Genomic DNA, 24,194 nt, shown 5'->3' on the forward strand with positions numbered 1-24,194 from the left:
ACGCAGCCATAAAAAAGCCCCGTTGAACGGGGCTTTTTTACGGGCGGCGTTTGCGCTTACTTCAACCGGGCCAGCTGCTCGCGGATCTTGTCCAGGGCTGCCTGGTTGTCGGCCAGACGCTTGCGCTCCTGTTCCAGCACCGCGGGCGGCACCTTGCTGACGAACGCTTCGTTGGCAAGCTTGGCCTCGGACTTGGCGATCTCCACGGTCAGGCGGGCTTCTTCCTTTTGCAGGCGAATTTTTTCCGCGGCCAGGTCGACTTCCATGTACAGGCAGACGCGGGCTTCGCCCACGATGGCGACGGGCGCGGACTGCGCGGCCGCGGCCCATTCGGTTTCGCTTTCAAACACCCTGACTTCGCTGAGCTTGGCGAGCGACTTGAGCAAGGGTGCGACACCCGTCATGAAGGCGCTGTCGCCCACCACGAAGAGCGGCAGGCGCGTGGCCGGCGAGACCTTCATCTCGCCACGCAGGTTGCGGCAGGCGTCGACCAGGGTCTTGAGTTTGGCGACGTGGGCCTCGGCCTTTTCGTCGATCTTTTCGGGCTGGCTTTGCGGATAAGGCGCGACGCCGATGAACTTGCCGGTCTTGCCGGCGATGGGCGCCACCGTCTGCCACAGCTCTTCGGTGATGAAGGGAATTACCGGGTGCGCCAGGCGCAGGATGGCTTCCAGCGTGCGGATCAGCGTGCGGCGCGTGGCGCGCTTTTGCGCGTCGTTGCCGGTCTGTATCTGCACCTTGGCGATTTCCAGGTACCAGTCGCAGAACTCGTCCCAGACGAACTGGTAGATGCTGCCGGCGACGTTGTCCAGGCGGTAGTCGGCAAAGCCCTTGGCCACGTCGGCTTCCACGCGCTGCATGGTCGATGAAATCCAGCGGTCGGCCTGCGAGAAGCTCAGGTAGCCGTGGAACTCGCCGCCGGGCGCGCATTGTTCCTTGCTGTGCTCTTCAAGCCCGCAGTCCTGGCCTTCGCAGTTCATCAGGGTGAAGCGCGTGGCGTTCCAGAGCTTGTTGCAGAAGTTGCGGTAGCCCTCGCAGCGCTTGCTGTCGAAGTTGATGCTGCGGCCCAGGCTGGCCAGCGCGGCGAAGGTAAAGCGCAGCGCGTCGGCGCCGTAGCCCGGAATGCCCGTGGGGAATTCTTTTTCGGTGTTCTTGCGCACCTGCGGCGCGGTCTCGGGCTTGCGCAGCCCTTGCGAGCGTTTTTCGAGCAGCGGCGCGAGCTCTATGCCGTCGATCAGGTCGACCGGGTCCAGCACATTGCCTTCGGACTTGCTCATCTTCTTGCCCTGGGCGTCCTTCACCAGGCCGTGGATGTACACGTCCTTGAAAGGCACCTGGCCGGTGAAATGCGTGGTCATCATGATCATCCGGGCGACCCAGAAGAAGATGATGTCGTAGCCGGTGACCAGCACGCTGGACGGCAGGAAGAGCGACAGCTCTTGGGTCTTCTCGGGCCAGCCGAGCGACGAGAAAGGCACCAGCGCCGACGAGTACCAGGTGTCCAGCACGTCTTCGTCGCGCGTGAGCTTTTTGCCGGGCGCCTGCTTCTGTGCTTCTTCTTCGTTGGTGGCGACATAGACCTTGCCGTCTTCGTCGTACCAGGCCGGGATCTGGTGGCCCCACCAGAGCTGGCGCGAGATGCACCAGTCCTGGATGTTGTTCATCCACTGGTTGTAGGTGTTGACCCACTGCTCGGGCACGAACTTCACTTCGCCGCTGCTCACGGCGTCGCGCGCCTTCTGCGCGATCGACTTGCCGGTCGGGTCCTGGTCGCTGACCTTGCTGAGCGCGACGAACCACTGGTCGGTCAACATGGGCTCGACCACCGCGCCGGTGCGCGCGCAAATCGGCACCATGTTTTTGTGCGGCACGGCTTTTTCGAGGAAGCCTTGTTCCTCCAGGTCTTTGAGCACGGCCTTGCGGCAGTCGTAGCGGTCCAGGCCCTGGTATTGCGCCGGGCCGTTTTCGTTGATCTTCGCGTCCAGCGTGAAGATGGTGATCAGCGGCAGGTTGTGGCGCAGGGCGACCTGGTAGTCGTTGAAGTCGTGGGCGCCGGTGATCTTCACCACGCCGCTGCCGAATTCCGGGTCGACGTAGTCGTCGGTGATCACCGGAATCTTGCGGTCGCACAGCGGCAGGTCGACCATCTTGCCGACCAGGTGCTTGTAGCGCTCGTCGTCAGGGTGCACCGCCAGCGCGCCGTCGGCCAGCATGGTTTCGGGCCGCGTGGTGGCGATGTGCATGCCGCGCAGCGGCGAGCCGTCGGCGGCTTTCTGCGGGCCGTCGCTGAAGGGGTATTCGATGTGCCACATGAAGCTGTCGCGCTCTTCGTTCTCGACTTCCAGGTCGGACACGGCGGACTTCAGGATAGGGTCCCAGTTCACGAGGCGTTTGCCGCGGTAGATCAGGCCCTGCTCATACAGCTTCACAAAGGTCGAGGTCACCACCGTGGACATCTTCGGGTCCATGGTGAAGTACTCGTGCTTCCAGGCCACCGAGTCGCCCATGCGGCGCATCTGGCGCGTGATGGTGGTGCCGGACTCTTCCTTCCACTCCCAGACCTTGGCGACGAAATTCTTGCGGCCCAGGTCGTGGCGGCTTTTGCCTTCGCCCTGCAGCTTGCGCTCCACCACGATCTGCGTGGCGATGCCGGCGTGGTCGGTGCCGGGCACCCACAGCGTGTTGTGGCCGCGCATGCGGTGGTAGCGCGTGAGCGAATCCATGATGGTCTGGTTGAAGGCGTGGCCCATGTGCAGCGTGCCCGTCACGTTGGGCGGCGGCAACTGGATGGAGAACGAGGGCTTGGCCGCGTCCAGCGTGGGCTCGTACTGGCCGCTTTGCTCCCACTCGGGGCCCCAGCGGCGTTCAATGGCGGCCGGCTCGAAGGATTTGGCCAGGCTGTCCAGTCCCGGTGTCGGGACTTTGACGGCCTCCGCGGCGGGGGGGGCGGTATCGGCAAGGGCGGGGGCGGCAGCGTTGGTCATGGGGGCAATGAAAAACGGCATCGAGGGGATGCCGCCTTGGGTTGGGTGAAACTACCCTGATTTTATTCGACTGGGCCGCCCTTGCCTCCCCGTTGGGGTGAAACCGGGCGATTGAGCCACCCAGGCCCTTGCATGGGCGTTAGCCCATGCGGCGTTCCCGGGCGGCCCACTCATCCCGATTGCACCCCAACGGGGAGGGCAAGGGTTCATTCCGAGAGGGGTCTTGCGTGGTGTGAATAAGTTTTCAGGTCTTGCACGCCGCCGCCACGCAGGCCCGCAGCACCGCGGTGTCGCCCAGCTGGTTGGCCATCAGCAGGATCAGCCGGGCATTGAGCAGCTCGGATTCCTCGCGGCTCAGGCCCTGGTGGGCGTCCAGCAGGCATTCGTAGAAGGCGTCGGCGTCCTGGAAATGCAGGCGCGTGTTCAAAGGGGTGTCGGGTTTCATGCGGTGTCCTTTGCGGTGGGCGCGCCCAGTGCGGCGGCCACAGCGTGGACCAGCGAGGCGTCCACGCTCTCGCCGGTGGCGGCGATGTGGCCGTCTGGCCGCAGCAATGCCCAGGCGTGGCCGAAGACATGGCAGGTGGCCTGCAGGTGGCCCTGGCCGTCGACCACGTGCTCCACGGCCGAGGCCTTCTCGCCGGGGCCGACCACCTGCACGCAGCGCACGCCGGTCTCGGTGGACAGCGCCGCCAGGCGCGCCAGCGCGGCGGTGGAGACGTCGCCAAAGGCCAGCAGCAGCAAGCGGCCCTCAGCCCAGGCCAGCAGGTCCAGCAACTCACCGGGGCGGCCGCCGGGCCAGCTGAAACCCACGTTCTGCGTCGCGCGCCCGCCCGACGGCCCGCAGGCGCCCGAGCGTGTGTAGTGGTTGGGCGTCGACATGCGGCCGGTGTTGACGAGTTGCCGGGCAAAGACATGCTCGCGCGCCAGGCCCAGCGCCGCGTTGCGGAACAGCCGCTCCGCGCCCTCGGCCGGCCGCAGAAAGCGCGCCGTGCGGTTGGTCACCAGGACGTTGTGCGCGGCCGCCTCGTGGCGTTCGTGGTGGTAGCTGTCCAGCAGGGCGGGCGCGGCGCGGCCCTGCAGCACGGCGGCCAGCTTCCAGGCCAGGTTGTCGGCGTCCTGCACGCCCGAGTTGCCGCCGCGCGCGCCGAAGGGGCTCATGACATGGGCCGCGTCGCCAGCGAAGAACACGCGGCCGTGGCGCAGGCCGTCCATGCATTCGCTGCGGTAGGCATAGGGGCCGACCCAGACGATCTCGTAGTCGGCGTCGTCCAGCAGTTGGCCCGACTGGCTTTTGAACTGCGCCTTCAGGCGGGCGCGCACCACGTCCTCGCGGCTGATTTCTTCAGGTTTGGCGTGCGGCGGCATCTGGTAGTCGATGCGCCAGACACCGTCAGCCATCAGGTGCTGCCAGACGGCGCGGCCCTCGTTAAAGGGCGCTTCTATCCAGGTGTGGCGCTCCACCGGCGGCGGGTTCTTGAAGCGCACGTCGGCGATGCACCAGCGGTCGTCGCCCTGCTGCGCTGTTACCGTGGCGCCGCACCAGGCGCGAAACGGGCTGCGCGAGCCGCTGCAGTCGATCACGTGCTCCGCCTCCAGGGTGTACCGGCCCGCCGGTGTTTCCAGTTGCAGCGTCGCGAAATCCTCGTTCTGTGCGAAGCCGGTCACGCGGTGGCTCCAGCGGATGTCGGCCAGGCGGTCTTCCGGCGCGGGCCGGCACAGTTCCTCGACCAGAAAGCCTTCAACATAAAACTGCTGGATGTTGATGAAGGGCGGCTGCCGGCTCAGCGAATGCGTTTGCTGCTGGCGCAGGTCGAAGGCGTAGACCTCGTCGCTTCCCGCGAAAGTGCGGCCCACGCTCCACTGCACGCCCTTGGCCGCGATGCGTTCGTAAATGCCCAGGCGCTTGAAGATTTCCAGCGTTTTCTGCGCATAGCAGATACCGCGCGACGAGGCGCCCTTGACGCCCACCGTGTTGTCTTCGTCCAGCAGCACGGCTTTCACGCCGTAGTACGCCAATGCGCAGGCCAGCGTCAGCCCCGTGATGCCGCCCCCCACGATGACGACGGCGTGGCGTTTGACTTCGCCCGTGCGCAGTTCGGGCGGCGCTACAAAGGGGTACTCGGGCAGGGTGTAGCCCGCGCCTTGTGCGAACTCGTAGCCGTTGGTGAAGGCGGCGGCCAGCGCGGGGGGCGCCCGCTTGTCGCGAAGGGTGTTTGTCTCCGGCATGGATGCTTCCTGCGGCTTGTATTTACCTATTCGTAATCAATTTACCATAACGTAATTGCAGCGAAACCGCCCGCCGACCATGCCGTGAAGGCTATGACGCTTTCGCATTCAATTGGAATTCTTTATTAGGAAGGCTAGTTAAATAGTCTTTGTTAATTCACCGCATTGATTTCGGCAATTAGACGAAGCGGCCGAACAGGTCTAAGGTGTTCCAGTCTTCAGTCCTCGCGCTGGACATCCGCAGCCTGGCTTGAAGCATTGGTGATTTGTTCATCCATCAACCCACGAAGGAGATTTCCATGGCTGCTCTCAAAGGCTCCAGGACGGAAGAGAACCTGAAGGCCGCATTCGCCGGCGAATCACAGGCCAACCGCCGCTACCTCTATTTCGCGAACAAGGCCGACGTTGAAGGCCAGCCCGATGTGGCGGCGCTGTTCCGCTCCACCGCCGAAGGTGAAACCGGCCATGCCCACGGCCACCTCGAATGGCTGGAACAGTGCGGCGACCCCGCCACCGGCATGCCCTTCGGCGCCACGCGCGACAACCTCGCGTCCGCCGTGGCCGGCGAAACCCACGAGTACACCGACATGTACCCCGGCATGGCCAAGACCGCGCGCGACGAAGGCCATGACGAAGTGGCCGACTGGTTTGAAACCCTGGCCAAGGCGGAACGCTCACACGCCAATCGCTACACCAAGGCTTTGGCCGAACTGGTCGATTAAGGCTGCTGGTTCCCTCTCCCCCTGGGAGAGGGTTAGGGTGAGGGTGAGCGGCGATAAATTGCGCCTTGCCTTCATCTTGGCTGGACCCCCTCACCCCAACCCACTCCCCGGCGGGGCGGAGAGCAATGGAAGAGACAAGACCATGGCCACAGAAGGCAACCTCCAGGCGCCCACGCGCCATGCGATCGACTGGCGAAACCCGGACTTCTACAACGAGGACGCGGCGCTTCACGAGATGGAGCGCATCTTCGACATCTGCCACGGCTGCCGCCGCTGTGTGAGCCTGTGCGGGGCATTCCCCACGCTGTTCGACCTTGTCGACGAAAGCAGGACCGGCGAAGTCGACGGCGTGGACAAGAGGGACTACATGAAGGTGGTCGACCAGTGCTATATGTGCGATCTCTGCTACATGACCAAGTGCCCTTATGTGCCGCCGCACGAGTTCAACCTCGACTTCCCGCACACCATGCTGCGCGCCAAGGCCATCAAGTTCAAGAAGGGCGAAGTCGGCGCGGGTGAGAGGTTTCTGTCCTCCACCGACGTGCACGGCCAGTTCGCCGGCATCCCCATCGTGGTCCAGGTGGCCAATGCGGTCAACAAGACCCAACCGGCGCGCGCCGTGATGCAGAAGGTGCTGGGCGTTGATAAAAACGCCTGGCTGCCGGATCTCGCCACAAAGAAATTCCGCTCCGGCGCGCCCGAATCGCCGCCGCATGCCGTCAAGGACGGCGCCAAGACACCCGGCAAGGTGGTGATTTATTCGACCTGCTATATCAACTACAACGAGCCCGGCATAGGCCACGACCTGCTCAAGGTGCTGGACCACAACGAAGTGCCTTACGTGCTGGTCGAAAAGGAAAAATGCTGCGGCATGCCCAAGCTGGAGCTGGGCGACCTGGCCTCGGTGAACAACAGCAAGGAGGCCAACATCCCGGTGCTGGTGAAGTACGCGAAAGACGGCTACGCCATCCTGAGCGCCGTGCCCAGCTGCACATTGATGTTCAAGCAGGAACTACCCTTGATGTACCCCGGTGACGCCGACGTACAGCTCGTCAAGGAGCACATGTGGGACCCGTTTGAATACCTGATGGCGCGCAAACGCGACGGCCTGCTCAAGACCGAATTCAGCACGCCGCTGGGCAAAATCAGCTACCAGATCCCCTGCCACGGCCGGGTGCAGAACATCGGCAAGAAGACCGAGGAAATGCTCAAGATGGTGCCCGGCACCAGCGTGCACACGCATGAGCGCTGCTCGGGCCATGCCGGCACTTTCGGCGTCAAGGTGCCCTACCACCAGCAGGCCATGAAAATCGGCAAGCCGCTGTTCAAGGCCATGGCCAGCCACAAGGACGGCGGCCTGCCCGACGTCATCAGCAGCGATTGCCCACTGGGCGGCCACCACATCGCCCAGGGCTTTGAGGTCAACAGCCTGGGCGCGCCGCCGCAGAAGCACCCGCTCACGCTGATACGCACGGCTTACGGCCTCAAGTAAGAAACCAGGACTCCGCCATGAAGCCCACCGGAAAGATCACCCGCGAATCCCTGATGACGCTGGAGGCCTACAGCCAATACCGCAAGGAGAACAAGCCGGCCATCATCGCCCACCGCAAGCTGCGCAGCGTACGCCTGGGAGAGCACATCAACCTGCAGTTTGAAAGCGAGACCAGCATCCGCTACCAGATCCAGGAAATGCTGCGCATCGAGAAAATCTTCGAGGAAGAGGGCATAGAGCAGGAGATAGAGGCCTACGCGCCCCTGATGCCCGACGGCAGCAACTGGAAAGGCACGCTGATGCTGGAGTACCCGGACGTCAACGAACGCAAGCGCGAACTGGCCCGGCTCATAGGCGTGGAAGACCGCATGTTCGTGGAGGTCGAAGGCCATGCCCGCGTTTATGCGATTGCCGACGAGGACATGGACCGCGAAAACGACGAAAAAACCTCGGCCGTGCATTTTGTGCGCTTCGAGCTCGATCCGGCCATGTGCGCGGCGGTCAAGGCCGGCGCCGGTGTCAAGCTGGGCTGCGACCATACGCATTACCCGGCGCATACAAGCATTCCGGCGGAAACGCTCGCCTCCCTGGCTAGCGACCTGCACTAAGGCTTTTCGCGGCAGATGCCTGTGCTGTAGCCTGGCTGTCGTAAAGTGGGGGTTTTCGCCTTACCAACAACTCCAAGCATGCTGTTCCTCCTCTCGCCGGCCAAGTCGCTGGACTACGACACGCCGCCGCACGTAGACACCCACACCCAACCCCTGTTCACGCGCCAGTCGGCGCAGCTGATCGAAGTGCTCAAAACCCAGACCCCGCAGCAGATCAGCACCCTGATGAAGCTGTCGGACGCGCTGGCGGGCCTGAACGTCGCGCGCTACCAGGCCTGGTCCCCCAGGTTCACCGCGAAGAACTCCAAGCAGGCCGCGCTGGCCTTTGACGGCGACGTCTACGGCGGGCTCGCCGCAAAGACCCTGAGCGCGGCGCAGCTTGACTGGGCGCAAGAGCATCTCTGCATCCTGAGCGGCCTCTACGGCGTGCTGCGGCCGCTGGACCGCATGCAACCCTACCGGCTGGAAATGGGTACCGCGCTGGCCACTCCCCATGGCAAAAACCTCTACCAGTTCTGGGGCTCGCAAATCTCGGCCTACCTCAACGAGCGCGCCGCCGCCGACACCTCGCCCGTCATCGTCAACCTGGCCAGCGAGGAATACTTCAAGGCCGTGGACCGCAAGGCGCTGAAAGCCCGCGTGGTGAACTGCGTGTTTGAAGAGTTCAAGGGCGGCCACTACAAGGTCATCAGCTTTTTCGCCAAGCGCGCCCGCGGTCTCATGGCGCGCTACGCGATCGAGAAGAAGCTGGCCACGGTCAAAAAACTTGAGAGCTTTGATGTCGAAGGCTACCGCTTCGATCCCAAGGTTTCCGGGCCCGACCGGCTCGTGTTCCGGCGCAAACAGGCCGCCTGAGCGGCCACTTAAGCCCCACGCCATGCCTGCCCAGCTCATCACGCGCGAGATGCAGGACTGGGTGGCGCAGCAGCTCGCGGCCGGCCGCACGCGGGACGAGATTTTCCAGGCGCTGCTCGAAGCCGGCTGGCAGGCGGCCGCCGCCGGCCAGGCATTGGGCCTGCCGCCCGCCGGCGCGCCGGCGCCGGCGCTGGCCGTGCCCCGGGTCAAAGCCGATGCCTCCGGCACCATGGTGGACGCGGGCGACAAATGGGTGGAGGTGCGCGAACACCGCGACGCGCCCGACCTCTGGGTCTTCAGCAACCTGCTCAGCGCCGCCGAATGCGAAGCGCTCATTGAAACGGCCGGGCCGCGCCTGGAACGCTCGCTGACCGTGGACACCCGCACCGGCGGCGAAGAACTCAATCACGACCGCACCAGCCACGGCATGTTCTACACACGCGGCGAAACCGAGGTGGTGCGCCGCGTCGAGGCGCGCATTGCCAGATTGCTGAACTGGCCGCAGCAAAACGGCGAGGGCCTGCAGGTGCTGCGCTACCGGCGCGGCGCGCAGTACAAACCGCATTACGACTACTTCGATCCCGGTGAGCCCGGCACCGCCGCCATCCTGCGGCGCGGCGGCCAGCGTGTGGCCAGCCTCATCATGTATCTGCAGGAACCCGACGAGGGCGGCGCCACGGTATTCCCCGACATCGGCCTCAAGGTGCGTCCGCAGCGCGGCAGCGCGGTGTTTTTCAGCTACGCAGTGGCGCATCCCACCAGCCTGACGCTGCATGGCGGTGAACCGGTCACAGTCGGCGAAAAATGGATCGCCACCAAGTGGTTGCGGGAGCGGGAGTTCATTTAACACCCCTGTTGAGGCTCACTGCGTGTAGCCGCCTCTCCCCTTGCAGGGGACAGGCGCCTGCGGCCTGGCAAGGCCGGTTCCGCTCCCCTACTGGAGCTGCGGCCGCGTGTACATAATGCTTTATGAAGATCAAAGCCAACAACATTGACATCGAGGTTGAAGACACCCATCCCGGCGACACCACGGGCCGCCCCGTGGTGCTGCTCATCATGGGCCTGGGCATGCAGCTCATTGCCTGGCCGCCGGCCATGGTGCAGTCGATTGCCGACGCGGGCTTTCGTGTCGTGCGCTTTGACAACCGCGACATCGGCCTGTCGCAACACTTTGACCACCTGGGCAAGCCCAGCCTGCTCTGGGAAGGACTCAAGTTCCGCCTGGGCTGGCGCATACGCCCGCCTTACAGCCTTGAAGACATGGCCGCCGACACCGTGGGCGTGCTGGATGCGCTGAAGATAGCCCAAGCCCACGTCGTGGGCGTCAGCATGGGCGGCATGGTCGCGCAGCGCGTGGCGGTGCTGGCGCCCGGGCGGCTGCTCAGCCTGTCCAGCATCATGAGTTCCAGCGGCGCGCGCGGCCTGCCCGAAGCCAGCCCGGCCGTCACGCGCGTGCTGCTCAACCGCCCCGGCAAGGGCGTGCAGGCTGCTGTGGACCACACGGCGCGGCTGCTCAAGGCCATAGGCAGCCCCGGCTTTCCCACGCCCGAGGCCGAACTGCGCGGGAAAGTCGCCGCTGCGGCGCAGCGCAGCTTCCATCCGCAAGGCGTGCTGCGCCAGATGGTGGCCATAGCCGCCGACAGCACACGCGCCGCGGCGCTGGCCCAGGTGACGGCGCCCACGCTGGTGCTGCACGGCAAGGCCGACCCGCTGGTGCCCATGGCCTGCGGCCAGGACACGGCCAAACGCATTCCCGGCGCGCGTTTTGAAAGCATCGAGGGCATGGGCCATGATTTGCCGCCGGGGGTTGTGGAGCGCTTGCTGGCATTCCTGATTCCCCACTTCACGGCCACAGCCGCTACGTAGAAGGCAATCCCTTTCTCCTTCCCCCGCTGGGGGAAGGCAGGGATGGGGGCTAGTCGGCCTGCGATCTGAAGCCGGCCATTCCATCAGGCGCGGGGTGGCCCCCCATCCCAACCTTCCCCCAGCGGGGGAAGGAGCAATACCCGATGGCGGCAGCCCGGACGCTGCCCTTTGCGGTCTTGGGGTTTGGGTCAGTGAATTGCCGGCTTCCTGCACTTAGCGGTGAAAATGGGCCCATGAACACCCCTCAACAATCCCAGCTCGGCAAAACCTCGGCCTATATCGACCAGTACGACGCCTCGCTGCTGTTTCCCATCCCGCGTGAAGGCAAGCGCGCCGAAATCGGCGTCACCGGCACGCCGCCTTTTTTCGGCGCCGACCTGTGGACGGCCTATGAACTGAGCTGGCTCAACCTGCGCGGCAAGCCGCAGGTGGCGCTGGCGCAGGTCACCGTGCCCTGCGAGTCGCCCAACATCGTCGAGAGCAAGTCCTTCAAGCTTTACCTCAACAGCTTCAACAACACGCGGTTCGCCGACGCACGCGACGTGCGCGAACGCATACGCGCCGACCTCAACGCCGTCGTCGGCAGCGGCGTGGGCATCAAGACCCTGGGGCCCGAGCTGTTCGACCGCGAGCCCATCCATGAACTCGACGGCCTGAACCTGGACCGCCTCGACGTCGAGTGCATCCACTTCACGCCCGCGCCCGAGCTGCTGTTCGCGGAGTTCGACGAGCCGCCGATTGAGGAGACGCTGACCAGCAACCTGCTCAAAAGCAATTGCCTGGTCACCGGCCAGCCCGACTGGGGCAGCGTGCAGATCCGTTATTCAGGCCCGCAGATCAACCAGGAAGGCCTGCTGCAATACCTGGTGAGTTTTCGCAACCACAACGAGTTCCATGAGCAGTGCGTGGAGCGCATCTTCATGGACATCTGGACGCGCTGCAAACCCATGAAGCTCTCGGTCTACGCGCGCTACACGCGCCGCGGCGGGCTGGACATCAATCCGTTTCGCACCAGCCATCCGCAAGCGCTGCCGCCCAGCATCCGCACCGCGCGCCAGTAAGCCTCTTTCGCTTACTGGCCGAACTCGCCGAAGTTCTTGATGGGCGCAAGCCCCGGGAACTGCCCCGCGCGCTTTTCCCTCATGGCCGTCACGGACTCGCGCACATGCGCGTTGCTCCAGATCGCGCCCTGCAGCCAGCCCATCTGCTTGAGCGCGTCGTCCACCGAATGGTCGCGTGTGTAGTGGATGGCCTGCTTGGTGCCCCAGATCGCCACCGGCGGCTTGGTGGCGATTTCGTTCGCACACTGCATCGCGGCCGCAAGCATGGCATCGGCTGAATCGAAGACCTCGTTGACCAGTCCGTAGCCCAGCGCTTTGGCGGCCGGCAGGCGGCGCCCGGTGTAGGCCAGTTCCTTGACGACGGCCAGCGGCACCAGCTTGGGCAGGCGCTGCAAGGTGCCCACGTCGGCCACCATGCCGATGTTGATTTCCTGGATGCAGAAAAACGCGTCGGCCGTGGCGTAACGCAGGCAGCAGGCCGTAACCATGTCGACCGCGCCGCCTATGCAGCCGCCCTGGATGGCCGCGATCACCGGGATGCGCAGGGTCTCCAGTTTGGTGAAGGTCGCCTGCATGTCGCCCAGCATGTCGAAGATGGCGGCGCGGCCTTCGGGGCTCCGGTCGTCCAGCGCGATGTCGCTGCCGAAGGTTTCCAGCGCCATGCCGGCACTGAAGTGTTTGCCGGTGCTGGAAATCACCAGCACGCGCGCCTCGCCTGTTTTATGGATGTGGGTGAGCGCCGCGTCCAGCTCGCGCCAGAATGTCGGGTGCATGGTGTTCATCGCCTCGGGGCGGTTGAGCACCAGGTGGGCGACGTGGCCGGTGGTGGTGAGGGTAAAACAGGAGAGGGTGGGTGCGTTCATGCCCACACTCTAAGTCAGGCGACCAGATCCAGCCAGTCACACCTGAGACGCCGCGAGACATGCGCCCGTGCCCTGGCATAGACATAGAGCCGGGGCGCCAGGAGGCCCAGCACACACAGCGGATAGGCCCAGGGCGCCTCAAAGACATAGGCCGGCAGCCAGCCTATCCAGCCCATCATCCAGGCCGTCAGCACCGCCTCCCAGATCTGGCATTCCACAGGGTGCGCCGCGCGCTGGAGTTCGCGCCACTCCTTCAGGCGCTTGAACTGGGCCAGGGTGATGTGGTGCCAGTACGGCGACCGGGCAGGTGTTGAGGGCTTGGACGGGTCAGAGGGATCGGCCATAAAGCCTCCGTGCGGAAACTTCAATGTAAGTTTCGTGAAAGGCCCTGTCAACGGTGCCGGGCCTTCACGACGGGGTCGGCCCGCCTTTTTTTGCAAGCCTTGGTAAGCGGCGCCCGGCCTAGGCGTCGGAAGGCATCAGCCAGGCCAGCACTGCCGCCACCAGGAACAGCGCCAGGACGTCGCCCCAGAGATGGCCCATGTTGTGATGGCTGCTGAACGACTGCACCGCCATGATCCCGCCGTGCACGACGCTGGACCAGACGGTGAACCAGATCAGGCTGCCGTGCACCAGGGGGTTGCGGGCCGCCAGCATCAGGAAGATGCCCAGCGTTGCGTAAAGGCCGATGATCATCTCCAGGTAATGCGAGCGGCCCTCCGTGTGCCAAGCCCAGCCCGAAGGCCAGAGCACCGTGAGCGGCCACAGGCCGAAGGTGAAAACCAGCCCTGTCACCACGAGGGCGATGCGCAGGTATTTGATGCGGTCGGTTTTGGTCATTGATTTTCTTTCGAATCATCAGGCGTCGCGCCCCCGCAACCCGCTTGCGAGTGCGGGAAGGCGAGAGTGCTTGAGGCTTGCGCTGAGGGTGAACGGCAAACGGAAAGCCGTTGCGGCGCACGCGGCGCCGCAATGGCGAAATCGGCAGGGCTTACTTCGCGGCCGGCTTGTACTCGGCCACGGCCTTGGCCAGGTCGCGCGTTTCTTCACAGCCGGCGCAAATCGCCTGCAGCTTCACCAGCTGGGCCTCGGCCTTGGCCTTTTGGTTGGTCTTGAGATAGGCGACGCCCGAATACTCCAGCGCGCCTTTGTGTTTGGGGTCCAGCGCCAGCGCCTTGTCGTAGGCGGCAAAGGCCTCGTCGTAGCGGCCCAGCCAGCGGTTGGAATAACCGAGGTAGTTGTAGGCGTCGGCGTTCTTCGGGTTTTTGGCGACCACCTTGTTGAAGCTGCTCACGGCCTCGGACCAGTTCTTGGCGTCAATGGCTTTTTTGCCGGCGGCGAAGTCGTCGACCTGGGCGTTCTGCACCGGCGTGGTCTGGATGTCGGCTGCCAGTGCGGCGCCGGCCAAGGCCAGGGCGACGACAGGCAGTGCGATGAAATTGCGGATCGAAAAAGCGTTCATGTCGGACTCCTTGAATGTTGCGTGCTTGCTGAGTGGATGCGCTGCAGATCAGCACTGAGAACCTGTCCACGGCCTAAACGGGGCCGCGTTGGGGTGCAATCGGGATGAGTGGGCCTGGGTGGCTTAATCGCCCGATTTCACCCCAACCCGGAGGGCAAGCGCCTTCTCGGGCGGTCTGCGGTGTTGCGATGCTGGCCCATAGCGGTGCTATGGGCTGGCGCACCGCGCCTAGCATCCCATCCCGAGACGGGGCTTGCGCGGCTCCATTTAGGTCGTGAACAGGTTCTATACAAACGGCGTGACAGGGAAACCGGATGCGGGGGAATTCGTTTTTATTTGTAATGGACAACTCACAGCACCGCTTGAAACAGCGCCAGGTACTGCGGGTGCTGCGACACCGTGTTGTGGGAAGTCCCCGGCAGCATCTTGAGCGCGGCCGTGCCGGGCTTGAAGCGCGCATACAACTGGCCGGTGCTGGCCGCCGGGATGACCTCGTCGTGCTCGGCGGCGATCAGCAGCGTGAGCGCTGTGACCTGGGACGCGTATTTCCAGGATTCGAACTTGTCGACCAGCAGCCATGAAACCGGGAAGTAAGGAAAGCGCTGGGCTGCCAGGTCCTGGATGCTGTTGTAGGGCGTTACCAGGATCAGGCGCGACACCGGCCGCTGGCTGGCCACCCGGACAGCCACGCCCGAGCCCAGGCTTTTTCCGACCACGGCGATGTCCGAATGGGTTTTGCTGACGTGGTCGAACACAGCCAGTGCGTCGCTGTGCAGCGCCGCTTCGGTGGGGCTGCCGGTGCTGCCGCCGTAGCCTCGGTAGTGAAGCAGGTAAATGGCATGGCCCGGAAAGGCTTGCGAGAAAGACGGCAGGTTGGCCGAGACATCCTCGGCATTTCCGCCGAAATAAATGATGGCTTTGGGCCCGGCTGTCTGCCGCGCGGTGAGCACAAGTTCCGCGTCGCCGACTTTGAGGTTCAGCGTGCTGGCCGGGCCGCCTTCGAGGCGTGGTTGGGGAAAATAAATCATCGAACGTTGCCAGGCAAACAGCGCCGCGCAGAGGGCCAGGTAGGCCAGCAGCAGGACCGCCAGAAAAACCGTCACGGTACGCGCCATGGATGGATAGACATAAGGAGAAGGTTCACCACAGCTTGGCACAGTTGCCGCTGAACACCACGGTCTCACCGGGCTTGGCGGGGTTGGCTTCGGTTTCCAGCGTCACCACCAGTTTGGTGACTTTGGACAGCAGTTTTTCCGAGGTGTCGGGCAGCATGGAGACCGCCGAGCCGCTGGTGGGCACCGCGCCCAACGGGAAGGCCGGGCCGTTGGCCGGCACGGCCCACAGCACCAGCTGTCCGGTGGCGGGCGGCGTGATCGGCCCTATGACCTTGACCGTCATGGTCTTGCCGTGGCGCAGCGAGCTGACCAGCAGCTTGCCGTTGCCCTGGGCGTCTGTAAGCAGGCCCACATAACTTTGCGGCAGCCTTTCGCCCGAGCGCATCGCGATCTGGTCGCTCGACATGAACAGGGTGGGCAGGGCGACAAACAGGGCGCTCGCCGCGACCACACCCGCCGCCACGCCGCCAAACCCAAAACCCGCCGGCTTGAGCCAACCCAGCCAAGCGGCTCTTGCCTGCTGCGGATGCTGCATCCCCGAGGGCTGCGTGCGCGCCGCAATCGCGGCCCACACTCTGGGCGAAGGCTTGTGCGCGGGCACCGACACGGCCAGCTGGCCCAGGCGCGCCTCCCACTGCGCGACGCGCGCGCGCACGTCGGCGCGGTCGCGCTGCAGGCGTTCAAAGCGGCGGCGCGCGCCGTTTCCCAGCGTGCCCAGTACGTAAGCGGAGGCCAGGTGCTCCAGCAGGTCGGGACTGGTATACCTCATGACTGCCCCCACGCTTGCGGCAAAGCCGCTGCGCTGCCCCCCCGGGGGGCCTTCGCGCCTTGGAGCGGTCCGGCGGCGCTCATGCCACCACCCCTTGCGCGGCCAGGCAGCCCTTGAGCTTTTCGAGCCCCCGGCGTATCCAGGCTTTCACCGAACCCAGCGGCGCGCCCATCTGAGCGGCCACCTCGGTGTGCGAGAGGCCCTGGTAATAGGCCAGCGCCAGGCTTTGCCGGTAGCTGCCGTCCAGTGTGTTCATGCAGCCTTCTATATGCAGGGCCTGGGTGGCCTGCTCCAGCATCTGCATGGCGCTGGGCGCGGGCGCGGCGCTGCTTTCTGTGTCTTCTTCGTCCACCCCGCCGATCTCGCCGAGTTCACCTGAATTGGGCAACCCGCTTTCCTTGCGGCGCGCGCGCGCGCGGTAGGCGTCCAGCGCCTTGTTGCGGACGATGGCGATCAGCCACGTCATGGCTTGAATGGATTGGCCGTCCACCTCGCTGCGGTAGCCGGCTGCGTTTTTCCAGATACTCACATACGCCTCTTGCAGCACGTCTTCGGCCGCCTGTCCTTGTCCCAATATACGAACGGCGACGCCAAACAGATGCGTGTGGGTGCGTTCATAGATATCGGCAAAGCAGGCGTGGTCGCCCCGCGCCGCGCCGGTGATAAGGGCTTGCAGGCTGTGGTTGTCCGTATCGGGGGCCGGCTTCATAGCGGCTGAGTATAGGGAGTAACGCCCGGGCGGCAAACCATCGCGGGAATGGCATTTTTTCCCAAAAAACCTGCATCCGATTTTCCGTTTGCGGCGTTTATGGGCCCTCGGCGGGCATGCCGGACAGGCCGTTTTTTTGACTGGCCTGCATCCGATTTGAAACCCGAGGCGTTTGTCCCAGGCAGGCCTCACGCCGCGCCGGCCTACACCCGCTTGGGACATTTTTACTTTCTTTTAACCCGCAGCCCTGTCAATATTTGCAGGGCTCCTCCCCAGGAGATCTCCATGACACCCACTGCACGCACCATCTCACCACGGGCCCACACCGGCCTTGCCGCCGTCCTGTGCGCCGCGCTGCTGGGCGCCTGTGCTTCCGGCCCCACGGCGCCTGTCAATGCCAAACCCGTGCCCGCCAATCTCAAGCCCGCCGACAGCGAAGGCGTGGCCTTCACCTGGCATGCCGTCGGCTCGCAGATTTATGAATGCCGCGCCGCCGACAAGGGCGGCTGGGCCTGGGTGTTTGTCGCGCCCGAGGCGGACCTGTTCAACCCGCGGAACGAAAAAGTCGGCACGCACGGCGCCGGCCCGCATTGGGCGGCGCTGGACGGCAGCCGCACCGTGGGCACCGTGAAGGCCCGCGCCGACGGCGAACGCCCCGCCGATATCCCGCTGCTGCTGCTGACGGCCAAATCCGCCGGCGCGCCCGGCAGGATGGCCGCCGTCACCAGCGTGCAGCGCCTGAACACCGAAGGCGGCAATGCGCCCGCCGCCGGTTGCGCAGTGCGGGCCGATGCCGGCAAACGCGTCAAGGAAGGCTATACCGCCGACTACGTGTTCTTCACCGCCAACAAAGGCTGAAAAGCGAGGCCCGAGATGTCCGTGCTCAAAAACCTTTTCAACACCAGCAAGAGCCCCAGGCACGATGCGACGGGGCCTGAGACGGGCCCGGTCAAGATGAACCTCGACGAGCGCATGGAGTTCAGGCGCGAAATGCTGTTCGAGGCCATCAAGGTCACCATGCAGGCCCACGGCATTTTGTCGGCGAGCTACAAATTCCGCGTGGTGCGCAGCGACAAACGCGGCCACCGCTACCTGGTGCTGATGGACCTTTCCACGGACTTCCTGCATAACCGCGAAGGCCGGCCCGAGCAGCTCGCCGTGTTGGGCGCGGCCATCGCGAAAAATGCCGCCGTGCGCTACCACCTCCTGGTGGGCGGTGTGTATTGGCAGGTCAACGAACAGATACGCGGCTTCGAGGTCAGCCGGCCTGATTCCGTGCCCGGCCCTGGCAGCGAGGGCGACAGCATGGCGCCGCCCCCCGAGCCGCCGCGCCGCCGCCACGAGCGCGCGACCGCCGAAGAACTCGCCGCGTTTGAGGCCGCCTGGGAAAAAGGCCAGGCGATGCGGGTCGGCGACCGTGTCTATTCATCGGACCTCGCACCGCTGGAAGCTGATTCGCTCAAAGACGACAGCCGGCGCTGAGAGCGGGCGCCGGCCGCGTGCTCAAGACCGGCGCCGCCGCGGCACCACCGTCAGCTGCATCACGTTCTTCGCCAGCACCGCGCCCACCGTAACCTGCTGCGGCGCGATGTCGATCAGCTGGTCCGCCTGCCAGACCTTCACCTGCGCCGCGCCCTCGGGCAGGTCTTCAAAGGTCGCGATGCCTTCCGAACCGGTTTTGGCGGCCCAGGGCGATTCGCTGGCGTAGATGTAGCCGCGCATCGAGCCGTGGATAAAGCAGCCCAGCAGGGTCGCGCCCAGCACGCCGGCCTTGTCCAGCGTCACCTCGCTGGCCTTGCCCGGTTTGCCCTCGGGTTTGCCTTCCAGCCGCAGCTCGAAGCCGGCGTTCGTCGCGCTGAACTGGCCCATGCCGGCCGGCGAGCTGCGCACGTGGTGGTCCCAGGGGTCGTTGTTGATGAAGCTCAGCTTCGCGCCCACGGGCACCACCGTCACGGCCGGGATGAACTGCATCTTTTCCTGGTTGATGGTGGCTTGCATGGGCAGCGGATTCCGGGGTGTGGCGCCCTTGCTGGCCGGCGTCACCACCACCACGGCGTCCTGCACCGGCTTGCCGTCCTTGTCGAGCACCGACACCACCAGGTTGCCGGCCTGCGCCGCGGCACAGAAGGCCAGCAGCGCGGGCAGGGCGAGATGTTGTGCGAGTTTGCTCATGGTTTGGCCGCGCTTTCCGGGGGCGTGACGATGTCGCGGTTCATGGGCGCCAGCAGCGCCAGCATCTCGTTCTGCTTGCGAAAGGGGATGCCCTTGGCGTCCATGCTTTGCTGCAGCACTTCCACCAGCGCATGGAAGTCGGACTTCTTGATCTCCAGGTTGGCGTGCGCGCTCTTCATGTCCGCGCCCTTGTAGACGCAGGGGCCGCCGCTCAGGGCGCAAAGCTGCTCCACCAGTTGCTCCTTCACGCGCTGCTGGTTGGAGGGTTTGAAGTGCGGGCCGGTGCGCGGGTCGGCCAGCAGGCGGACCATGAAGTCGTCCATCAGCGCCACCAAGCCGGGCTTTTCGCCGAAGGCCTTGTAGAGCTGGTCGTTTTGCGGGGCCGCGCTTTGCGCGAAGGCGTTGCCTGCCAGCAGGCCGCAGCCGGCCAGCAACAGGCGCATCAGTATTTTGTTCATGGGTGTTCCTTGGATGAAAAAGGGAAATTTCAGAAAGCCACCTGGGCCGAAACGTAATAACCGGTCTGCTTGCGGCTTGCCGTGGTGGCGGGCACGATCACGCCCAGGTCCACATAGGCCAGCGTCAGCGAGACGTTCTTGGTCGGCGCCCAGGCGATGAAGATGTCCTTCCAGTCTTCCGAGCGCAGGCCGTTGCCCAGGCCCGCGGCGCGGCCGGCGCCTTCCAGCTTGTTGCGCATGAAGCGGTATTCGGCGCCCACGGCGACGTTCTTGCTGAGCAGGTAAGCCACCGAAAACTCCGGCTGCAGGCTGTAGCGGTTTTCATTGCCGCCCAGCGTGGCGCCGTAGCCCAGCAGGCCGTTCTGGTTGGCCTTGGTCGCGCGCAGCGTGGCGTTGACCAGCAGGCTCTGCCCCAGGAAGAGTTTGGTGGCGCTCACATACACGTCCACGCCCTTGCGCTTGGCGCCCAGCGCGGCCAGCGTACCGTCAAGGCCCGTCGAGCCCAGCGTCTTGTACTGCACGCCGACGGCCACTTGCGGCATCAGCGTGTCGCTGTCGAGCACGGCATCGCCGAGCACGCGAACCTTGGCGCCCACGATGGTCTGCTTCAGGTGCAGGCCCGGCAGGCCCAGCGCCGTGCCGGTGTCCCGCGTGTTGAAGTCCTGCTGCGCGATGGACAGCTCGTAGCGGTCATGGATGCCCAGCGCGGCGCCGTAGATGTTCAGGCCGTAGTCGCGGGTGCCGGCGTTCGTCAGGTAAGCGGAGCCGCCGATTTCGTCCGCAGTGGCGTTGCTGCCGATGACGGCCCAGGGCGTCAGGCCGCCGCCGGCCGCGCCTTCTATGCTGCTGACGCCGCCCGTGAGCAGCAGCTTGCCGGTGTCGGCCTGTGCGCCCGCGCACAACAGGGCGAGGGCGCCTGCGGCCAGCGGGGTGGAGAGGATGTTGCGCATGGTGTTCCTGTGGGTTGCGGAAAAAAGGCGCGCCGTGAAATCGGCGGCTACCGGTGTGAAATACGCCGGCCTGGTGCGCAGTGGATTCAACTCTTTGAAAAAATCGCGGCGCTAGCGGGCAAATCGCACACAAAAGCGGGAAATTGAATCCGGATCCGGTCCTGGGGCGTATCACGGCAAAGACGGATGGCTTGTGCATCCGGCCCCCATCAACCCCCAAGTCAGGATTGCCGAATGCCTCATCACCCCCCGGCCGCGCGCCGCGCAATGGTTTTGAACATGGTGGCGGCGCTCGTCGTGGCCGCGGCCGGTGCAGGCGCTTGCGCCGCGCAGGCCCAGGCCGCGCCGGCGCGCGAATGGACCAGCCCGCCGCCGGGCGACACGGCGCGCGGCGCCGCCCTGTACCAGGCCCGCTGCACCGCCTGCCACGCGGTCGACGGCAACAAGATCGGCCCGGCCCACCGCGGCGTGATGGGCCGGCGCGTCGGCAGCCTGCCGGGCTACAAGTATTCGGACGAGCTGGCGCGCTCGCGCCTGCGCTGGACGCCGCAAACCCTCAATGCCTGGCTGCAGGACCCGGAAGAGCTGGTGGCCGGCCAGCGCATGGGTTTCCAGGTGGATGACGCGCAGGAGCGGGCGGACCTGATCGCCTACCTGGCCACGCTCAAGTAGGCCGTTCCCGGCCGCTTGCCCGGAATGTCCGTCGGGCCGTGCCGGGTTTTGGCATCAGGCGCGTGCCACCCAGCCCCGGAACGCCAGGCCGGTGTAGAACACGCCCACATGCGTGAAGCCGGCCTCCTTCAGCAGGGCTTCCTCTTCCTCGGGCCCCAGCAGCGGCAGGCGCGAGCCTATCATCGTGGCCGCGTTGCGCGCGTCCGCGGCATCGACACCCGAAGAAACGGCAAACGCCGCGTAACGTGAGAGCCAGGCCTCCCGCTCTTCCGCGGCCTGCGGAAAACTCAGGTGGGCCATCACAAAGGGCGCGCCGGGTTTCAGGCGGCGGCGGATTTCCGCCAGGGTGTGCCGCCGTTCCGCCGGGGTCAGGAAGTGCATGGTCAGCAGGCAGGTCGCCGCATCGAAAGGCCGGTCGGGCGCCGTGTCGACGTAGCCGTGGTGAAGCTGCGCGCGCGAGGCCAGCGGGCCCAGCGTCGCCTGCGCCAGGTCCAACATTTCCTTTGAAGGGTCGACACCGACAAAGCGCCATTGCGGATACCGCTGCGCGAACACTTTCAACTCGACACCGCCGCCCGCGCCGATGACAAGAACCTCCGCCTGTTCCGGCGCCCGCTCAGCGACCAGCAAGGCCGCCATCCTCTGCAGGTCCGCCAGGCCCGGGACCAGGCGGCTGGCCCTGTCGGCATAAGCCGCAACCGCGGCGGGATCGTGGAAAGGGGCTGAGAAGTCTTCGCTGGATTCAGGCATGCGGGCAGTCTACGCCGGCTTTCAGGACCGCAAAAAGAAGCGGGCCGTCGCCATCATCCGGATGTGCTTCGTGGCGTTGATGGACGGCGTATGCAGGAGCCGCATGTCCATCAGGAAGACGTCTCCGGCCTGGCCCGACATCTCGACAACGCTGATGCCCAGTGCGCCAAGGCCGGCTTCCAGGTTGCCCGATTTTTTCAGCAACCCGCGAAGCGGCGCCAGCCGCGTGCCGGCGCGGTGTGAGCCCGCCAGGGCCAGCGTTGCGCCGCCGCGGGGCGCGACGTCCGCGACCAGGACGAAGGCCTGGATGCCCGGAAGTTGGTCGTGCGCCCCGGAAGCGACGTCCACATGCCAGTTCAAGCCCTCCAGTGCCCAGCGGCCCTGGTGCGGAAGAGACAGCAGGAACTGGCTGCCCTGGGTGGCGAGGACAGGGGAAGGCGCGCGGCCGGCCAGAAAGGCGATGATGGAAGAAAGCTGGGGTGTCATCACTGCGGCGTGCAAACCCGGGACCTTCACCAGCGTGGAAAGCCTGGCAATTTGCTGGAAGGGCGGGAGCTCACGCACGGAACTGGACAGGCTTTTTCCGGACACCCAGATCCTCAGGCGCTTCAGCTCATCGAGCACCGCTTTTTCAATCTCGCCCATCCGCCCCCGGGGATGAAACCCTTTCAGTTGCAGGCAGCCTTGCGTATGGAACAAGTCGACCTGGGACGATTGCAGGGGCGGGTGGTGCATGGCTGGCAGTATTCCAGATCGTGGCGGTGTCCGCAGACAGAGAAAATCCAGCCCGCAAGCCATCGTCCTCCTGCAAGGTACAGTGTTGACAGCGCAGGACGTCGGCAACAGGGTCTGCAACAAGGGCTGGTATCTCACCGCGGGTGAGGCGCTGGACCAGGGCCTTGTTGGCGGGGCCGTGTAACTACTTCGCCGCCGCGCGTGCGGCTTCTGCCTTGCGCTTGGCCTCGTCGGCTTTGTGTTGCAGTTCCTGGGCTTCCTTTTCCGCTTTCTCCGCTTCCTTGGCCTTGGTTTCCTTCTCCGAAGACGGGTTGCCAGCCAGCGCATTGCCTGCCATGGTGCCTGCGACGGCACCCACGGCTACGGCGCCCATGGTGCCCATCAAGCCGGGGCCGCGAGCCGCGGGCGCGGTTGCGGCAGGCGCCGCGCTGGTTGCGGGTGCGGCCGGCGCCTTGGCCGCTGGCGGCGCGGCTGGAGCCGTGCTGGTTCGGGCCGGAGGCATGGACCTGCCGCCCCCGCCCATGCGCTTGGCGTGTACCAGCGAAGGTGCGGTCATGGAGGCGATGGTCACGGCGATCACGGCGGCGGCGGAGGTACGAAAAGAAGTGCTCATGGAATTCCTTGCAATAAAAATGGATAAAAGTGGGTGGCCCGGGGTGGATGCCTGCCTCAGTCGAATATCTCGCTGAGCCACGATTTGGGCTTGCGCCTGCCGTGGCCCGTGTTGTGGCGGTAGTCCGAATCCTCAAAATCGGGACGGCGCGCGGCTTGCGGGTACACGGGCTGTGGTGCCGGTGCCGGCGCGGGGGCCGCGTCGCGCGCGATGAGCTTGTCCAGCTCGCCGCGGTCCAGCCACACACCGCGGCATTGGGGGCAGTAGTCGATTTCGACGCCCTGGCGTTCGGTCATGACCAGGGTGACGTCATTGCAATGGGGACACTTCATGGGTTTCTCCCTGGCTTAGTCGTTGCTGCCGCCAAAGCCGAACAGGCTCAGCAGGCTGGTGAACAGGTTGAACAGCGAAACAAAGAGGCTCACCGTGGCCATCACGTAGTTGGTTTCACCGCCGTTCACGATGCGGCTGGTTTCGAACAGGATCATTCCCGCCGACAGCAAGGCGACCATGGCAGACACGGCCAGCGCCAGCGCGGGCAGTTGCAGGAACATCGCCGCCACGCCGGCCAGAATCGCGATCACCATGCCGGCGAACAGGAAGCCGCCCATAAAACTGAAGTCGCGCCGCGTTGCCAATACCCAGCCCGACAGAGCCAGGAAGGTCACGCCCGTCGTGCCCAGTGCCAGCGTGATGGCCTGCGCGCCGCCCGGCAGGGACAGGTGCAGGGACAGCAAGGGGCCCAGCGTGTAACCCATGAAGCCGGTGAGGGCGAAGACCGCCGGGACAGCCCATCCGCTGTTCTGCACCTTGTGGATGAGGAACAGCAAACCAAAATAGCCGGCCAAAGTAATGATGAATCCCGGCGCAGGCAGCTTGAGCATGACGCCCAGCGCGGCCATGGCGGCGCTGAACAGCAGCGTCATGGACAGCAAGGCATAGGTGTTGCGAAGCACCTTGTGCTGTGCAATGCCGGCGGCCCAGCCTGGGCCGCCGGAGGACGAGGGAGAGGGAACAACAAGAGGTCGGTTCATGGTTTGCCTTTCGGGAATGCGGAAGGAGGAGCCCTGCACGCAATGACTACAAAGAATAGGGCTTCAATGCTGAATAAA

28 protein-coding genes are annotated in these 24,194 nt (G+C 65.1%); 10 read left to right on the forward strand and 18 right to left on the reverse strand.

The genetic code is table 11. The annotated features are described in order from the left end of the window. Positions 1–56 precede the first annotated feature (56 nt). From ACLV74_RS09170 to ACLV74_RS09180, 3 genes are all read right to left on the reverse strand, one after another. On the reverse strand, positions 57–3,005 hold the full coding sequence (locus ACLV74_RS09170) for a valine--tRNA ligase (RefSeq protein ID WP_411879080.1): 2,949 nt from the start codon (positions 3,003–3,005) through the stop codon (positions 57–59). 223 nt (positions 3,006–3,228) lie between these two features. Continuing rightward, complete coding sequence (locus tag ACLV74_RS09175; RefSeq protein ID WP_411879081.1) at positions 3,229–3,429, reverse strand: DUF2783 domain-containing protein; 201 nt, start codon at positions 3,427–3,429, stop codon at positions 3,229–3,231. After that, on the reverse strand, positions 3,426–5,210 hold the full coding sequence (locus ACLV74_RS09180) for an FAD-dependent monooxygenase (protein WP_411879082.1): 1,785 nt from the start codon (positions 5,208–5,210) through the stop codon (positions 3,426–3,428). Before ACLV74_RS09180 ends, ACLV74_RS09175 begins: the two co-directional genes overlap by 4 nt. A 299-nt stretch (positions 5,211–5,509) precedes the next feature. Between ACLV74_RS09180 and ACLV74_RS09185 the strand changes: the two genes are divergently transcribed. The 7 genes from ACLV74_RS09185 to queF all read left to right on the forward strand — a co-directional run bounded on the left by ACLV74_RS09185 (position 5,510) and on the right by queF (position 11,814). After that, entirely contained in the window at positions 5,510–5,932 is a 423-nt protein-coding gene (locus ACLV74_RS09185) for a rubrerythrin family protein (RefSeq protein WP_411879083.1), read from the forward strand. A gap of 142 nt (positions 5,933–6,074) precedes the next feature. Beyond that, entirely contained in the window at positions 6,075–7,424 is a 1,350-nt protein-coding gene (locus tag ACLV74_RS09190) for a (Fe-S)-binding protein (RefSeq protein WP_411879084.1), read from the forward strand. 17 nt (positions 7,425–7,441) lie between these two features. Next, on the forward strand, positions 7,442–8,032 hold the full coding sequence (locus ACLV74_RS09195; protein WP_411879085.1) for a DUF3501 family protein: 591 nt from the start codon (positions 7,442–7,444) through the stop codon (positions 8,030–8,032). 78 nt (positions 8,033–8,110) lie between these two features. Continuing rightward, positions 8,111–8,887 (forward strand): peroxide stress protein YaaA, encoded by a 777-nt coding sequence (gene yaaA, locus ACLV74_RS09200; protein ID WP_411879086.1) that lies wholly within the window; start codon positions 8,111–8,113, stop codon positions 8,885–8,887. 22 nt (positions 8,888–8,909) lie between these two features. After that, positions 8,910–9,734, forward strand: coding sequence for a 2OG-Fe(II) oxygenase (locus tag ACLV74_RS09205; RefSeq protein ID WP_411879087.1), 825 nt, complete (start codon positions 8,910–8,912; stop codon positions 9,732–9,734). Positions 9,735–9,856: 122 nt separating this feature from the next. Then, positions 9,857–10,753 (forward strand): alpha/beta fold hydrolase, encoded by an 897-nt coding sequence (locus ACLV74_RS09210; protein WP_411879088.1) that lies wholly within the window; start codon positions 9,857–9,859, stop codon positions 10,751–10,753. A gap of 233 nt (positions 10,754–10,986) precedes the next feature. Continuing rightward, positions 10,987–11,814 carry an NADPH-dependent 7-cyano-7-deazaguanine reductase QueF gene (gene queF, locus ACLV74_RS09215; RefSeq protein ID WP_411879089.1) on the forward strand — a complete coding sequence of 276 codons (828 nt, stop codon included), beginning with the start codon at positions 10,987–10,989 and terminating at the stop codon, positions 11,812–11,814. A gap of 11 nt (positions 11,815–11,825) precedes the next feature. Here queF and ACLV74_RS09220 read toward each other — a convergent pair whose 3' ends face one another. The 7 genes from ACLV74_RS09220 to ACLV74_RS09250 form a co-directional block, all read right to left on the reverse strand. Then, entirely contained in the window at positions 11,826–12,677 is an 852-nt protein-coding gene (locus ACLV74_RS09220; RefSeq protein WP_411879090.1) for an enoyl-CoA hydratase-related protein, read from the reverse strand. A gap of 14 nt (positions 12,678–12,691) precedes the next feature. After that, on the reverse strand, positions 12,692–13,021 hold the full coding sequence (locus tag ACLV74_RS09225) for a hypothetical protein (RefSeq protein WP_411879091.1): 330 nt from the start codon (positions 13,019–13,021) through the stop codon (positions 12,692–12,694). A gap of 118 nt (positions 13,022–13,139) precedes the next feature. Next, on the reverse strand, positions 13,140–13,517 hold the full coding sequence (locus ACLV74_RS09230) for a DUF6632 domain-containing protein (RefSeq protein ID WP_411879092.1): 378 nt from the start codon (positions 13,515–13,517) through the stop codon (positions 13,140–13,142). Positions 13,518–13,668: 151 nt separating this feature from the next. Beyond that, positions 13,669–14,139, reverse strand: coding sequence for a tetratricopeptide repeat protein (locus ACLV74_RS09235; RefSeq protein WP_411879093.1), 471 nt, complete (start codon positions 14,137–14,139; stop codon positions 13,669–13,671). A 350-nt stretch (positions 14,140–14,489) separates the two neighbouring features. Continuing rightward, on the reverse strand, positions 14,490–15,242 hold the full coding sequence (locus ACLV74_RS09240; RefSeq protein ID WP_411879094.1) for an alpha/beta hydrolase: 753 nt from the start codon (positions 15,240–15,242) through the stop codon (positions 14,490–14,492). Positions 15,243–15,279: 37 nt separating this feature from the next. Next, entirely contained in the window at positions 15,280–16,023 is a 744-nt protein-coding gene (locus ACLV74_RS09245; protein ID WP_411879095.1) for an anti-sigma factor domain-containing protein, read from the reverse strand. 79 nt (positions 16,024–16,102) lie between these two features. After that, a complete protein-coding gene (locus tag ACLV74_RS09250; protein WP_411879096.1) occupies positions 16,103–16,732 on the reverse strand; it encodes an RNA polymerase sigma factor in 630 nt (209 codons plus the stop codon). A 285-nt stretch (positions 16,733–17,017) separates the two neighbouring features. On the opposite strand from ACLV74_RS09250, the gene ACLV74_RS09255 reads away from it, so the two are divergent. Together ACLV74_RS09255 and ACLV74_RS09260 are read left to right on the forward strand one after the other, a co-directional pair. Then, positions 17,018–17,590, forward strand: a complete 573-nt coding sequence (locus ACLV74_RS09255) for a DUF3455 domain-containing protein (RefSeq protein WP_411879097.1) — start codon at positions 17,018–17,020, stop codon at positions 17,588–17,590. A gap of 15 nt (positions 17,591–17,605) precedes the next feature. Further along, positions 17,606–18,214, forward strand: a complete 609-nt coding sequence (locus ACLV74_RS09260) for a hypothetical protein (RefSeq protein ID WP_411879098.1) — start codon at positions 17,606–17,608, stop codon at positions 18,212–18,214. A gap of 21 nt (positions 18,215–18,235) precedes the next feature. Here ACLV74_RS09260 and ACLV74_RS09265 read toward each other — a convergent pair whose 3' ends face one another. From ACLV74_RS09265 to ACLV74_RS09275, 3 genes are read right to left on the reverse strand one after another with little or no spacing between them, the layout of a single operon-like run. After that, positions 18,236–18,904, reverse strand: a complete 669-nt coding sequence (locus ACLV74_RS09265; RefSeq protein WP_411879099.1) for a plastocyanin — start codon at positions 18,902–18,904, stop codon at positions 18,236–18,238. Then, positions 18,901–19,362 carry a group I truncated hemoglobin gene (locus ACLV74_RS09270; RefSeq protein WP_411879100.1) on the reverse strand — a complete coding sequence of 154 codons (462 nt, stop codon included), beginning with the start codon at positions 19,360–19,362 and terminating at the stop codon, positions 18,901–18,903. Before ACLV74_RS09270 ends, ACLV74_RS09265 begins: the two co-directional genes overlap by 4 nt. A 29-nt stretch (positions 19,363–19,391) precedes the next feature. Further along, positions 19,392–20,312: a DUF3034 family protein gene (locus ACLV74_RS09275; protein WP_411879101.1), complete on the reverse strand. Its 921-nt coding sequence runs from the start codon at positions 20,310–20,312 to the stop codon at positions 19,392–19,394. A 234-nt stretch (positions 20,313–20,546) separates the two neighbouring features. Between ACLV74_RS09275 and ACLV74_RS09280 the strand changes: the two genes are divergently transcribed. After that, positions 20,547–20,984 (forward strand): c-type cytochrome, encoded by a 438-nt coding sequence (locus ACLV74_RS09280; RefSeq protein ID WP_411879102.1) that lies wholly within the window; start codon positions 20,547–20,549, stop codon positions 20,982–20,984. A 54-nt stretch (positions 20,985–21,038) separates the two neighbouring features. Here the strand turns inward: ACLV74_RS09280 and ACLV74_RS09285 are convergent, their stop codons facing one another. From ACLV74_RS09285 to ACLV74_RS09305, 5 genes are all read right to left on the reverse strand, one after another. Next, positions 21,039–21,734: a class I SAM-dependent methyltransferase gene (locus ACLV74_RS09285; protein WP_411879103.1), complete on the reverse strand. Its 696-nt coding sequence runs from the start codon at positions 21,732–21,734 to the stop codon at positions 21,039–21,041. Positions 21,735–21,755: 21 nt separating this feature from the next. Next, positions 21,756–22,469, reverse strand: coding sequence for a phytanoyl-CoA dioxygenase family protein (locus ACLV74_RS09290; RefSeq protein ID WP_411879104.1), 714 nt, complete (start codon positions 22,467–22,469; stop codon positions 21,756–21,758). Positions 22,470–22,653: 184 nt separating this feature from the next. After that, positions 22,654–23,082: an ABC transporter substrate-binding protein gene (locus ACLV74_RS09295; protein WP_411879105.1), complete on the reverse strand. Its 429-nt coding sequence runs from the start codon at positions 23,080–23,082 to the stop codon at positions 22,654–22,656. A gap of 56 nt (positions 23,083–23,138) precedes the next feature. After that, on the reverse strand, positions 23,139–23,414 hold the full coding sequence (locus tag ACLV74_RS09300; protein WP_411879106.1) for a zf-TFIIB domain-containing protein: 276 nt from the start codon (positions 23,412–23,414) through the stop codon (positions 23,139–23,141). A gap of 15 nt (positions 23,415–23,429) precedes the next feature. Then, a complete protein-coding gene (locus ACLV74_RS09305; protein ID WP_411879107.1) occupies positions 23,430–24,116 on the reverse strand; it encodes a Bax inhibitor-1/YccA family protein in 687 nt (228 codons plus the stop codon). Positions 24,117–24,194: the final 78 nt, after the last annotated feature.

Source organism: Polaromonas sp. YR568, from assembly GCF_943369415.1.
Taxonomy (GTDB): domain Bacteria; phylum Pseudomonadota; class Gammaproteobacteria; order Burkholderiales; family Burkholderiaceae_C; genus Polaromonas.